The 13156-nt window shown below is 62.7% G+C and carries 7 protein-coding genes; 4 read left to right on the top strand and 3 right to left on the bottom strand.

Annotated features, from left to right (window positions below):
* The first annotated feature begins 27 nt into the window (after positions 1 to 27).
* The 4 genes from BLU07_RS13645 to recD all read left to right on the top strand — a co-directional run bounded on the left by BLU07_RS13645 (position 28) and on the right by recD (position 10688).
* Positions 28 to 1374: a glutamine synthetase family protein gene (locus BLU07_RS13645; protein WP_092387817.1), complete on the top strand. Its 1347-nt coding sequence runs from the start codon at positions 28 to 30 to the stop codon at positions 1372 to 1374.
* Between the two features lie 161 nt (positions 1375 to 1535).
* Positions 1536 to 5036 carry an exodeoxyribonuclease V subunit gamma gene (recC, locus tag BLU07_RS13640; protein ID WP_092389886.1) on the top strand — a complete coding sequence of 1167 codons (3501 nt, stop codon included), beginning with the start codon at positions 1536 to 1538 and terminating at the stop codon, positions 5034 to 5036.
* A complete protein-coding gene (gene recB / locus BLU07_RS13635) occupies positions 5033 to 8653 on the top strand; it encodes an exodeoxyribonuclease V subunit beta (protein WP_092387815.1) in 3621 nt (1206 codons plus the stop codon). Before recC ends, recB begins: the two co-directional genes overlap by 4 nt.
* Positions 8646 to 10688 carry an exodeoxyribonuclease V subunit alpha gene (recD, locus tag BLU07_RS13630; RefSeq protein WP_092387813.1) on the top strand — a complete coding sequence of 681 codons (2043 nt, stop codon included), beginning with the start codon at positions 8646 to 8648 and terminating at the stop codon, positions 10686 to 10688. The genes recB and recD overlap by 8 nt, the downstream gene beginning before the upstream one ends.
* Positions 10689 to 10873: 185 nt before the next feature.
* Here the strand turns inward: recD and BLU07_RS13625 are convergent, their stop codons facing one another.
* The 3 genes from BLU07_RS13625 to BLU07_RS13615 are packed head-to-tail and all read right to left on the bottom strand — an operon-like array spanning position 10874 to position 13148.
* Positions 10874 to 11470, bottom strand: a complete 597-nt coding sequence (locus BLU07_RS13625; RefSeq protein ID WP_092387811.1) for an IMPACT family protein — start codon at positions 11468 to 11470, stop codon at positions 10874 to 10876.
* Positions 11470 to 12153: a gamma-glutamyl-gamma-aminobutyrate hydrolase family protein gene (locus tag BLU07_RS13620; protein ID WP_092387809.1), complete on the bottom strand. Its 684-nt coding sequence runs from the start codon at positions 12151 to 12153 to the stop codon at positions 11470 to 11472. The genes BLU07_RS13625 and BLU07_RS13620 overlap by 1 nt, the downstream gene beginning before the upstream one ends.
* Complete coding sequence (locus BLU07_RS13615; protein ID WP_092387807.1) at positions 12150 to 13148, bottom strand: amidoligase family protein; 999 nt, start codon at positions 13146 to 13148, stop codon at positions 12150 to 12152. Before BLU07_RS13615 ends, BLU07_RS13620 begins: the two co-directional genes overlap by 4 nt.
* Between the last annotated feature and the right edge of the window lie 8 nt (positions 13149 to 13156).

Here is a 13156-nt window from a genome sequence, read left to right as displayed (position 1 = left end):
TTGCCCAGCCCTGTTAGCGAGCCTGCCATGACCTCTGCACCATCCAGCCTTTCTCTTGCCCAGCGCCTGGCTGGTGTCAGCGATATTGCTTGCGTCACCGCTGACCTGAATGGTGTGCCTCGGGGCAAGGTGATGACCCGGGAAGGCTTTGTGGCAGGACGAAGACTGCACCTGGCCCGCGGGGTATTGTTGCAGTGCATCATGGGTGGCTATCCCGAGCCCGAGTTCTATGGCCATGATGACGGCGACCTGGTGATGCAGCCGGTAGCGAATCAGATTCATCGCTTGCCCTGGGCTGAGGCCCGTGGGCTGGTTATTTGCCAACCGGAAGAGCTGGATGGCAGCGCCTGTGGCCTGTCATCGCGCGCATTGCTGGCAACAGTGCTGAATCGCTACGCGGAGCGTGGCTGGCAGCCGGTGGTAGCGACCGAGCTGGAGTTCTATCTGTTTGATGCGGCATCCGATCCGCAACAGGGCTTTTTGGCGCCACGGGGTATTGGTGGCCAGCGCGAAGCGGGTATTTCTGCCTTTAGCGTCGGTAGTGCCAATGGTTTGCAGGCCTTTTTTGATGAGCTGAAAATCGCGATGGATGCGCTGGGTATTCCGCGCGATACCTTCATGAATGAAATGGGCCTGAGTCAGTTCGAATTGAACTTTGTGCACGGTGATGCCCTGCAGGTGGCCGATCAGACTTTCCTGTTCAAGTTCATGCTGGGCGAGCTGGCCCTCAAGCACGGCCTCAAGGCGGTCTGCATGGCCAAGCCGCTGGCCGACATGCCGGGCAGCTCGATGCATGTGCACCAGAGCATCATCGCGCGCAGTTCCGGCAAGAATATTTTCACCGACCCGCAGAGCGGTGAGCCGACCTTGAGCTTCCGGCATTACATCGGTGGCCAGCAGGCCTGGCTGGCCGATCTGACGGCGCTGATGGCGCCCTACGTCAACAGTTACCAGCGCTATTACAGCCCTTATGCCTCGCCCAACAGCCTGTGCTGGTCGACTGACAATCGCATGGCGGGGTTGCGCGTGCCGCACAGCGGTCCGGTTGATCGTCGGGTGGAAAATCGCTTGCCTGGCGCCGATGCCAATCCCTATCTGGCGATTGCCGCCAGCCTGGCTGCCGGCCTGCAGGGCATTGAAGACGAATGCCTGCCGGCTGCTGAAGTGCACGGCGAATTTGTTGCGGCCGATGAGCTTTTGCTGCCGGTGACCCTGCATCAGGCGTTGCATCGTCTGCAACGCAGTCGCTTTGCCCGCGACTGGCTGGGTGAGGAGTTTGTTGCCGGCTTTCTTGCCACCAAACGCATGGAGCTGGACAGCTATATGCAGCAGATCAGCCCGTGGGAGCGGACATTTCTTGGGTCTCAGGTATAGGGAGCTTCTGAAAACTACCTGCGTTGCCGCAGCTGCGTCGCCTACGTTTTCAAAGGTTCCCTTATTCTATATCTGCGACCTGACCTGTCGCACAGCTCCCTGATACTATGTTGAATGATCTGCATCGCGAGCATGCAGTCTCGCTCAACATGGGAGAAGTCATGCAGGACGCCGCCAGTCTCAGCCCCGGATTCATGATTCTGCATGGCAATCGCCTGGAAAGCCTGCGACAGCTGGTGGTCGACTGGATGCGGGAAAATCCCCTGGCACCATTGGAAAATGAAGTGGTGCTGGTGCAGAGCAACGGTATTGGCCAGTGGCTTGAAATGGCGCTGGCGGCCGACCCGGAGCAGGGCGGTTGTGGCATTGCTGCCGCGCAGGATGTGCAGCTGCCGGCACAGTTTCTCTGGCAATTGTATCGTGGCGTGCTGGGTGCCGAGAGCGTGCCGGGCAGCTCGCCACTGGACAAGCAACCGCTGACCTGGCGTTTGCTGCGTTTGCTTCCCGCCTTGCTCGATGATCCTGCCTTTGCGCCCTTGCAGCGATTTCTTGCCGACGATGATGACTGTCGCAAACGCTACCAACTGGCCGAACGCCTGGCCGACCTGTTCGATCAGTATCAGGTGTATCGCGCTGACTGGTTGAATGATTGGGCAGCCGGGCAAGACTACATCAGCCTGTCGCGTAATGGCGGTCGGGCACTGAACGAACATGAGCTGTGGCAGCCGGCTTTGTGGCGTGCGGTGTTGGCCGATGTGGGTAGCGAGCATGTCAGTAATAGTCGCGCGGGGGTTCATCCGCGTGCACTAGACGCTCTGCTCAACACCGATGAACGCCCTGCAGGCTTGCCGCGGCGGGTGATTGTATTCGGCATTTCGTCGCTACCAGCCCAGACCCTGGAGGCCCTGGCGGCGCTCGGGCGTTTCAGTCAGGTGCTGCTGGCCGTGCTCAACCCCTGCCAGTTCTACTGGGGCGATATCGTTGCTGACCGAGAACTCTTGCGCCATCAATACCGTCGGCAGGCGGCCAAGCCCGACACACCCGTGCAGCTGGATGAAAGCACCCTGCACCAGCATGCCCACCCCTTGCTGGCGGCCTGGGGCAAGCAAGGCCGTGACTATATCAACCTGCTCGATGTCCATGACGAGCGCGCCAGCTACGAGCAGCGCTTTGCCGCCATTAACGGTGGCCGGGTTGACCTGTTTGAACCGCCACCGGGTGACACCCTGCTGCAACAGCTACAGCAGGATATTCTTGAACTGCGCCCCCTGGCAGAAACGCGCAGTGTCTGGCCGCCACTGGCCAGCGAATCACCCCATCACGGTGCGCCGCCGCAACTGAGCGCAGATACCTCGATCCGCATGCATATTGCCCACAGCGCGCAGCGTGAGGTGGAAATCCTGCATGACCAGCTACTGGATGCCTTTGGTCGTCATCCAATCCTGCGCCCGCGGGATGTGATTGTCATGGTGCCGGATGTGGATACCTATGCAGCGCATATCCAGGCCGTGTTCGGCCAGTATGCGGCGGATGACCCGCGCTACATCCCCTTTACCCTGGCGGATCAGAACCAGCGCGGTCGTGAACCCCTGCTGATTGCGCTGGAGCATCTGCTGCAGCTGCCCCACAGCCGCTTGCCGGTCAGCGAGGTGCTGGATTTGCTCGATGTACCGGCACTGCGTAACCGTTTTGATCTGACCGAAGCGGACTTGCCGACCCTGCAGCGCTGGATTGAGGGCGCCGGCATTCGCTGGGGGCTGGATCAGCAGCGGCGCATGGCGCGCGGCTTGCCCGCCGGGTTGGAACACAACAGCTGGCGCTTTGGCTGGCGACGCATGCTGCTCGGCTATGCCAGTGGCCAGCAGGGTGCCTGGGGCGAGATTGAACCCTATGACGAGGTCGGTGGTCTGGATGCGGCCCTGATTGGCCCGCTGGACCAGCTGTTGCAGACGCTGGACCGGCATGAGCAGGCTTTGGCCAGCGCAGCGGCACCGGCGGTCTGGGGGGAGCGTCTGCGCCTGTTGCTAGCCGATTTCTTTACTGCCGCCAGCGAAACGGATCAGTTACTGGTTGGCCAGTTGCACCAGAGTCTGGATCAGTGGCTGGAGCTGACCAGCGAGGTCGGGCTGGATGAAGAGTTGCCGCTGAATGTGGTGGCCGAGGCCTGGTTGGAGGGCATAGGCCAGCAGCAACTGAGCCAGCGTTTTCTCGCTGGTGCGGTCAATGTCTGCACCCTGATGCCCATGCGTGCGATTCCCTTCCGCATGGTCTGTCTGTTGGGCATGAACGATGGCGACTACCCGCGAGCCCAGCCGCCGCTGGATTTTGACCTGATGGCCCATGACTACCGTCCCGGTGACCGTTCGCGACGCGAGGACGACCGCTACCTGCTGCTCGAGGCGCTGCTGTCGGCCCGCGATAGTCTGTATATCAGCTGGGTCGGGCGCAGCATCCGCGACAATGGCGAACGCCCGCCCTCGGTATTGATCGGTCAGTTGCGTGACCATCTGGCTGCCGGCTGGCGCTGCGCCGACCCGGAGCAGGACCTGCTGGCAGCACTGACCACCGAGCATCCCTTGCAGCCTTTCAGTCGGCACTATTTCGATGGCAGCAACCCGCGCCTGTTCAGTTATGCCAGCGATTGGCGAGTACTGCATGAGGCGCCGTTGAACACCGTGGCTGATAACCCACTGCCCCCACCTGACCTGAGCGAGCCCATTGATGTCACGGCGCTGCAGCGTTTCTTGCGCAGCCCGGTCGAGCATTTCTTTGGCCAGCGTCTGAAGGTCTGGTTCCGCACTGCCGAGCTGCAGGCCGAGGATGATGAACCCTTTGCCCTCGATGGCCTGCAACGCTTTGAGCTGAGCCAGTGGCTGTTGCAGCGCACCCTGGCCAGTGGCGTCGAGGCAGACTGGACGCAGGTGCTGGAGCAGGAATCATTGCGCCTGAACCAGCGCGGCAGCCTGCCGCTGGCCGGCTTTGGCGAGCGCGAACGGGAAGCGCTGATTGCCCCGCTGCGGGGCCAGCTGGTGCGCTACCAGCAATTGCTGGAACTGTGGGATACGCCGCTGGAGCAGCCCTTGGCCGTCAGTGCAGCGGCGCCGGGCATTGAACTGCAGGACTGGTTGGGCGGTTGGCGCAGCGCCAGCAGCCTGGGTGGCCAGATGCTGTTGCAGCTGGAAACCGGCCGTCTGCTGAGCGGCAAGGGCAAGCAGCAAAGCCTGCGTTGGCGGCGCGCACTGGGGGCTGTGTGTCAGCACTTGCTGGCCAGTGCCAGCGGTGCGGCAGCGCAAGTCTGTCTGATCGCTGAGGATGCCAGCCTGACGCTATATCCGCTGCAGCCAGAGACGGCGCAGGACATCCTGCAGCGATGGCTGGCCGGCTTTCAGCAGGGACTCTGTCAGCCGCTGCCGCTGGCGCTGGAAACCGCCATGCTCTGGCTCAAGGATGACGATCTGGACAAGGCCGGCAAATACTATGAGGGCAGTGAGCGTCAGTTGGGCGAGGTGGACAAGAGTGTTGCCCTGCAGCGCAGCTTCCCTGATTTTGCCAGCCTGCAGGCGGCAGGATTCAGCGATTGGGCCGAGCAGCTGTACCGCCCCTTGCTGGATTTGCAGACCCGTGAATTGCTGGTGCTTACCCCCGTGGAGGATGATGCATGACGCATTCCAGTCTGCCGCTGGCGCTGCGCTGCCCGTTGCGTGGCAGCCGGCTGATCGAAGCCAGTGCTGGTACCGGCAAAACCTTTACCATCTCCGCGCTGTATTTGCGGCTGGTGCTCGGCCAAGGCGGCGAGGCGGATTTCCCCCACGCCCTGCTGCCGCCGGAGATTCTGGTCGTGACCTTTACCGAGGCCGCCACCCAGGAGCTGCGCGATCGCATTCGTGCCCGGCTGGTGGATGCGGCCAGCGCCTTCCGCGAAGAATTGCCCGACCCGGACCCGATCATTACTGCGCTCTGCCAGCAGACTCCGACAGAGCACTGGCCAGCCAGTGCGCGCAGGCTGGAGATTGCCGCTCAGTGGATGGATCAGGCTGCAGTATCGACCATCCACAGTTGGTGCCAGCGCATGCTGCGTGAACATGCTTTCGACAGTGGCAGCCTGTTCGAGCAGACGCTGGAAACTGACCAGCGCGAGCTGCGTGCCGAGGTGACGCGGGATTACTGGCGTCAGCATTGCTACCCGCTGCAGGGCGCAGCGCTGGCCTGGGTAGCCGAACACTGGGGTACGCCCGAGGGTTTGCTGACCAAGGTTACGCCTTTGCTGGCGGAGTCCTTGCCCGACGCCGGCAGCGATTTGCAGGCGCTGATTGCCGATACCCTGGAGCAACGCGCTGACACCCTGGCTGCGCTGAAAGCGCCCTGGACCGTTTGGGCCGATGAGCTGGAACAGTTGCTGGAGCAGGCGGTCGAGCAAAAACTGGTTAATGGTAAAAAGCTGCAACGCCGCTATTTTGCGCCCTGGTTTGTCAGTCTGCGCGAGTGGGCCAATACCCCGGAACAGGAAAAACTCGATCTGACTGATTCGGCCTGGCATCGCCTCAGCGAGGAGGGGCTGGCTGAAGCCTGGAAGGGGGGCAGTCCACCACCCACCCATCCGGCGATGACAGCAATAATCGCACTCAAGCAGGCACTGGCGGAGCTGCCTTCCCCGGAACAGACTGGCCTGACCCAGGCCGCCAACTGGATCGCTGCGCGCTTCGAGCAGGAGCAGCGCCGCCGCGCGCAGATGGGCTTTGACGACATGCTCAAGCGTCTGGATGTGGCCCTGCAGGGCCACAATGGCGCTCGCCTGGCCGAGGTGATCCGTCAGCAGTTTCCGGTGGCGATGATTGATGAATTCCAGGATACCGATCCCCTGCAGTACCGTATCTTCAATGCGGTCTATCAGGTCGCCGCCAATGATCAGGACAGCGCCCTGTTGCTGATTGGCGACCCCAAGCAGGCGATCTACAGTTTCCGTGGCGCAGACATTCACACCTATCTCCAGGCCCGGCGCGATACCACCGGGCGGCATGAAAACCTGGAGACCAACTACCGCTCCAGCCAGTCCATGGTGGCTGCGGTCAACCGGGTGTTCAGTCTGGCCGAGGCGAACAACCCCAAGGGCGCTTTCCATTTCCGTCAGGGCGAGGACCACCCCTTGCCCTTCCAGCCGGTGCTGGCGCAAGGGCGCAAGGACATCTGGCAGTATCAGGGCGTGGATGCTCCGGCGCTCACGGTGTGGCAGCTGGACAGCGAAAAGCCACTGACCGGTGATGCCTATCGTCAGCAGATGGCTGAGCGCTGTGCCACGGCCATGGTCGAGCTGCTGAACGCCGGGCAGGCCGGTGACGCCGGTTTTGCCCATCCGCAGCAGGGCCTCAGGGCCGTCAAGCCGGCGGACATGGCTGTCCTGGTGCGCACCGGCAAGGAAGCGCAGTGCATTCGTCAGGCGCTGGCCGCGCGCGGGGTGCGCAGCGTCTACCTGTCAGACAAGGATTCGGTGTTTGCCAGTGCGGAAGCGGCTGATGTGTTGCGCTGGCTGCGCGCCTGCGCCGATCCCGGCAACGACAGCCTGCTGCGCGCGGCGCTGGCCAGTCCGGGGCTGGGCCTGCGCTGGGCCGAGCTGGAACAGCTGAATCAGGATGAGCGTTACTGGGAGAACAAGGTCGAGCAGTTTCACGGCCTGCGCCGGGTAGGGTTGCGCCAGGGCGTGCTGCCGATGTTGCAGCAGTTGCTGCACCAGTTCCAGTTGCCGGCGCGACTGCTGCAACAAGCCGACGGCGAGCGCAGGCTGACCAACCTGCTGCATCTGGCCGAACTGCTGCAGGCCGCCAGTCGTGAGCTGGACGGCGAACAGGCGTTGATCCGTCATCTGGCTGAATTGCTGGAGGATGCCGCCGGCAATGGCGCCGAGGACCAGGTGTTGCGGCTGGAGAGCGATGCCGAGCTGGTCAAGGTGGTGACCATCCACAAATCCAAGGGGCTGGAATACCCCTTGGTGTTCCTGCCTTTTATCGCCCATAGCCGTCCCGAGGATGGCAAGCACCCGCTGCGGCTGCATGATGGTGAAGCGCGGCGTCTGCAGCTGAAACCGGACGAACAGGCGGTGGCGCAGGCCGATGCCGAACGTCTGGGTGAAGATATACGTCTGCTCTACGTAGCCCTGACCCGGGCTCGGCATGCCTGCTGGCTGGGTGTGGCCGACCTGAAACGTGGTAACGGCAAGGCATCGGTACTGCATCAGAGCGCGCTGGCCTGGTTGCTGGCGGGTGGCGAGCGACTGCCGTCAACAGAGCAACTCGGCCAGTGGTTGCAGGCCTTGCAACAGCCACCGGAGATCACTGTACTGCCGGCCCCCGAGGCCAGCGAACTGGCCTATCAGGCAGAAGCCCCGGCGCCGACCAGCATCAGTGAACGTCAACCCGGCCATCAGCCCTTCGAACACTGGTGGATCGGCTCTTACAGTGCCCTGCTCAACGGCCAGGACAGCTACTCGCTGGATCACGATGTGCCGGCGATTTTTCTGCCGCCGGGCCTTGGCCGGGCGCACAGTCCGCATAACTTCCCGCGCGGTCCGCAGCCGGGGGTCTTTCTGCACAGCCTGCTGGAAAAGATGGCGGAAGACGGCTTTGCCTGCTCGGCTGAACCGGAGCGCCGCCTGCAATGGCTGGCCCCGCGTTGTCAGCGACGCAACTGGGAGGAATGGACCGACTGCCTGCAGGACTGGCTCGGTCGCCTGCTGGTGCAATCCTGGTCACTGGACGGCGAGCCCTTCAGTCTGACGCAGTTGCAGCCGGGGCAATACCAGAGCGAGTTGCAGTTTCTGTTTGCCGCCCAGGGCGTCAAGGCGGCCAGAATTGATGCCCTGGTACGTGCGGAAACGCTGGATGGCGGGGATTATCCGCAACTGGGCGCGGACATGCTCAATGGCCTGTTCAAAGGCTATATCGATCTGGTGTTCGAACACCAGGGCCGCTACTGGGTGGTCGACTACAAGTCCAACTGGCTGGGGCCGGATGCTGGCAGCTACAGCCAGGCAGCCATGTACCAGAGCGTGCAGGCGCACCGCTACGATCTGCAGTACGTGTTCTATGTGCTGGCGCTGCACCGCCAGCTGAAGGCGCGGCTGCCGGGCTACGATTACGATCAGCATGTCGGCGGGGCGGTGTACTGGTTCCTGCGTGGTGTGGATGCACCCAGCGGCGGTCTCTGGCAGGCGCGCCCGTCCCGTGCATTGATCGAAACGCTGGATCAACTGTTTGCCAGTCAGCCGCAGGAGATCAATCATGCCTGAGCAATTTGATCTGTTGAATGAAACACCCGTCAGGCCCGAATTGGAGGACAGCGCCGCGCTGCTGGCGCTGCTTGACAGCTGGCAGGCCGCCGGCTGGTTGCGTCCACTGGACCGGGCACTGGCCGGTTTTCTGCGCGAGCAGGCGCCCGACTGCCCACCGCTGGTGCTGCTGGCGGCGGCGCTGGTCAGTCACCAACTGGGTCACGGGCATGTCTGTCTGGATCTGGCCGCCACCCTGCAGACTCCTGATTTTGCCCTGTCGCTGCCGCCGGAGGGCGCGGAAAGTGTCGATGCGCCGCTGCCCTCCGAATTACTACAAAGCGTGGCGCTAACCGACTGGCAGGTAGCGCTGGCCCGTAGCCTGGTGGTCGATAGCGAACAACCGGCCGAGGGCGTGCGGCCACTGGTACTGGTCGGCCAGCGGCTGTACTTGCGCCGTTACTGGCACTATGAACGTGATGTGGTGAGTGCCCTGAGTGAACGCTTGCAGGCACCGCTGCCGGTCAGCGATGACTTTGCCGAGCAACTGCAGCAGCTGTTTACCGACAGCAAGCACGCGCCGGACTGGCAGCGGCTGGCCTGTGCGCTGGCGGCACGCGGGCGCTTCAGCATCATCACCGGCGGGCCGGGAACCGGCAAGACCACCACTGTGGTGCGCCTGCTGGCGCTGTTGCAGGCACCGGCGGTAGCAGCCGGCCAGCCACTGCGCATCCGCCTGGCGGCGCCGACCGGCAAGGCCGCCGCACGGCTAACCGAATCCATTGGCCGTCAGGTCGGCCAGTTGCAACTGAAGGATGAGTTGCGCGATGCCATCCCCACTGCAGTCAGCACCCTGCATCGGCTGCTCGGCAGCCAGCCGCACAGCCGTCATTTCCGTCACCACCGCGATAACCCGCTGGCGCTGGATGTGCTGGTGATCGACGAAGCCTCGATGATCGATCTGGAAATGATGGCCTGCGTACTGGCCGCATTGCCGGCCCATAGCCGTTTGATCCTGCTGGGTGACAAGGACCAGCTGGCGTCGGTGGAGGCTGGCGCCGTGCTGGGTGATCTGTGCCGGCAGGCCGAGCAGGGCTATTACAGTGAGCAAACCCGCGACTGGCTGGAAGCGGTCAGTGGCCAGTCACTGGCCGCGGCCGGCCTGGCAACCGGCGATGCCGAGCAGCATCTGATCGAGCAACAAACGGCCATGCTGCGCTTCTCTCATCGCTTTGGCAGTGACAGCGGTATCGGTGAGCTGGCGCGTGCGGTCAACCGCTGCGATGCGCCTGGTGCCCGGCAACTGCTGCACAGCGGGCAGTTTGCCGATATTCATCAGCGCAGCCTGAACCAGCCTGCTGATCCGGCCTTTGCCGCCTGCGTGCTGGGCACGGATGCATTGCCGGGCTATCAGGCCTATCTGCAGTTGCTCAAGTCGCAACGACCGTCGGCGGACACACCGGCCGAGAGTGACGCCTGGCAGGCCTGGGCGCGTGCGGTGCTGAATGTGTTTGATCAGTGTCAGCTGCTGTGTGCAGTGCGCAAGGGGGACTGGGGGGTGGACGCGATCAACCAGCGCATCACCGGTCTTTTGCATGCGCGTGGCCTGTTGCCGGCGGCGCAGGGCTGGTACGAGGGCCGGCCGGTACTGGTCACCCGCAATGACTATGCGCTGGGGCTGATGAACGGTGATATCGGTATCGCCCTGCGCATCGCCGAGCCGGCGCTGAAACCGGGCGACCCCGAACGCACGGCCCTGCGCGTGGCTTTTCCGCGCAACGACGGCAGCGGCGGCATTCGTTTTGTGTTGCCTAGCCGCCTGCCGGAGGTGGACAGTGTGTTTGCCATGACAGTGCACAAGTCCCAGGGCTCGGAGTTCAGCCATGCGGTGCTGGTGCTGCCACCGGCGCGCAATCCGGTACTGACCAAGGAACTGGTCTATACCGCGATCACCCGCGCCAGCAAGCACTTCACCCTGCTGGAAAGCCGCGCCGGGGTGTTTGAAGAGGCAGTGCGTACACCTGTGCGGCGGATCAGTGGGTTGTTGTTGAATTAAGGTTTTGGGTGTTTGCCTGATTGCTGCTGCGCAGTAATCAAGCTCGCAGATATTGGTGTTGCGCCCTGACCAAGCCCCTGTGACAGACACGCTACGAGCCATCCCTGGGGCTCATCGATGCACGTCCTTGTGCATCGACGGTCTGTCACAGGGGCTTGGTCAGAGCACTGTGCGCTAGATCAGACTCAATCCTCATCCACCGCATCCTGCCAGCTAACATCACCACGACAGGTCGTCTGCAATTGCTGCAGAAAGTCCTCGGCCGCCTTTTCCTCAAGGCGCACATCCAGCTGTACGCCATCGCTGTGACTGACCGTGAGCAATTCACCGCCGAGCTGATCGAGCAAGCGCCGCGCGGTGCTTTCCTGGGCAAAGGGCAGTTGGCAGTGCAAGGTGCGCATGCGCTGTACCGGGATCAGATCAGCCTGTTGCAGGGCCTGGGCAATGGCCTCGGTATAGGCACGCACCAGGCCGCCCGCGCCGAGTTTGGTGCCACCGAAATAGCGCACCACGGTGGCCAGTACGCCATCCAGCTGCTGATGACGCAACACTTCCAGCATTGGCCGCCCGGCAGTCCCCGAGGGCTCGCCATCATCCACGGCTGCACTATGCCCACCAGCCAACAGGGCCCAGCACACATGCGCCGCATCCGGGTGTTGCGCACGTAATTCGGCAACCCGTTGCTGCGCTGCGGCACGATCGCTGACCGGTTCCACGCAGCCGATAAAGCGACTTTTGCGGATTTCCAGGGTGCAACTGACAGGGTGGGTCAGACCGTACATCAGGGCTTTGTCGGCCGCCGCTCTTCGGCCGCCTCGATCAGAGCCCCGAAAAGCCGCCGCTGGCGTGGGCTGAAGATCAGAAATTCAGGGTGCCATTGCACGCCGACGAGGAAGGGGCGACTCGGGTCCTCAATTGCCTGCACGATGCCATCCAGGTCGCGGCCGGTGACGACCAGGCCGTCTCCAGCCCGATCAATGGCTTGATTATGCAGACTGTTGATGCGGCAGTTGTCGGCGCGCATCAGCTTGCAGAGATGGCTGTCGGCAGCGACCTTGAGCGTTTTCAGCGGCAGCACCGTCCAGCGGTTGGAGGTCATCTTGCGGTGTGACTTCAGCTCCTGGAACAGGTTGCCGCCGCGCCGGGCATTGAGCAGTTGGGCACCCCGACAAATACCCAGCAATGGCAGGCCGGTGTTCAGTGCATCGTCGATCACCGCAGCTTCCAGTGCATCACGCTCGGGATCGTACTTCGGATGCACTTCAGGTTCGGCCGCGTAGAGCACCGGGTCAATATCATGCCCGCCGGTGACGACGACAGCGTCATAGCGTAACTGCTGCCAGTCGTCACCGGGGCGCACCTGCAACGGTGTTGCGCCGTACCAGCGCACGGCGCAGGCAACCAGAAAGCGTGGGCCAAAGGCGCCCTTTTGCGGGCCGGTGATGGCGACAACAGGTTTGCTCATTTGATCTCGCACAGCCAGTCGCGGCTGACCCGGTGTTCCCAATTGTCCAGCAAGCGGCCGCCAATACCCTGGTCCCAATATTCGCCATAGGCTTCGCAGCAGGCCTGCAAACGTTGGCGATCATAGGCCAGGTGCTCTACCTGAAGCCAGTCATTCCAGGCCACATGCAAGCCCCAGCCGGCCTGGTCGATCAGGCAGTCGGGCAGGCGGTAGTGAAAGGTCGGACGTTCTTTGATCAGTTGGTCATCGGCTCTGGCCAGTACCCGTTTTTCGTCGATATGCTTGAACAGGGGGAGCATATCCAGGGCACGATTACGGGTCGGATTGTCACGCAGGTAATCGTCGATCAGTTGGTTCATCGGCGGCCAGTAATCGGTGTCGATTACCTTGCGCACATAGTCCTTGGGGAAGGGGTCGACATAACCGGTCAGTCGCCGGGCAATGTTGATGTCGGCGCGTGTCTTGATCCAGTCATACAGGCAGAGAAAGGCCTTCAGGTATGCCGTGATGGTGTCGGCTTCCGAGTCCGGCACTTCCGGGTTGAACTGCATGCCAAAGGCGTTGGTAATGCGGTCACCGGTGCCCTTGGCGCCGGCGCGACGCAGGTGAGCGATGAGATCATTCACCTGCCCGAGGCGGTCGAGCGGCAGTGGCGGGCTGACCAGCTCCATTGGCACCAGACCCTCGGAAACCCACTTGAGGGCATCCTCGGCCGAGTTCATCAGCTCGTCTCCCAGGTCATGCTTCCTGCGCTCTTCGCGCCCGAGTTTTTTCAGCAGGCGGAAGTCGAACTCCACCACCCAGTCGCCGGCGTCGTCACCGACCAGGGTGCGTTCATAGCGGCTGGTCTGCTCGACCTGGCAGCCGAGAAAGTCGGCCGCCAGCCGAGCCAGCTGGTCCAGCGTCAAGCCGTTCATTTCCAGCTCGACGCCTACCCGACGTAGCGCGCCATCGGTATTTTTCTGTACCGGAGGCATGGGAAATTCAGTTGGCATGGACTATC

Source organism: Halopseudomonas salegens (assembly GCF_900105655.1).
GTDB lineage: Bacteria > Pseudomonadota > Gammaproteobacteria > Pseudomonadales > Pseudomonadaceae > Halopseudomonas > Halopseudomonas salegens.
This window is presented reverse-complemented; position numbering and strand designations above follow the sequence as displayed.

Excerpts from the sequence above, each read along its gene's own strand:
- BLU07_RS13645 (WP_092387817.1), top strand. The coding sequence starts at position 28 with ATGACCTCTGCACCATCCAGCCTTTCTCTTGCCCAGCGCCTGGCTGGT.
- recC (WP_092389886.1), top strand. The coding sequence starts at position 1,536 with ATGCAGGACGCCGCCAGTCTCAGCCCCGGATTCATGATTCTGCATGGC.
- recB (WP_092387815.1), top strand. The coding sequence starts at position 5,033 with ATGACGCATTCCAGTCTGCCGCTGGCGCTGCGCTGCCCGTTGCGTGGC.
- recD (WP_092387813.1), top strand. The coding sequence starts at position 8,646 with ATGCCTGAGCAATTTGATCTGTTGAATGAAACACCCGTCAGGCCCGAA.
- BLU07_RS13625 (WP_092387811.1), bottom strand. The coding sequence starts at position 11,470 with ATGTACGGTCTGACCCACCCTGTCAGTTGCACCCTGGAAATCCGCAAA.
- BLU07_RS13620 (WP_092387809.1), bottom strand. The coding sequence starts at position 12,153 with ATGAGCAAACCTGTTGTCGCCATCACCGGCCCGCAAAAGGGCGCCTTT.
- BLU07_RS13615 (WP_092387807.1), bottom strand. The coding sequence starts at position 13,148 with ATGCCAACTGAATTTCCCATGCCTCCGGTACAGAAAAATACCGATGGC.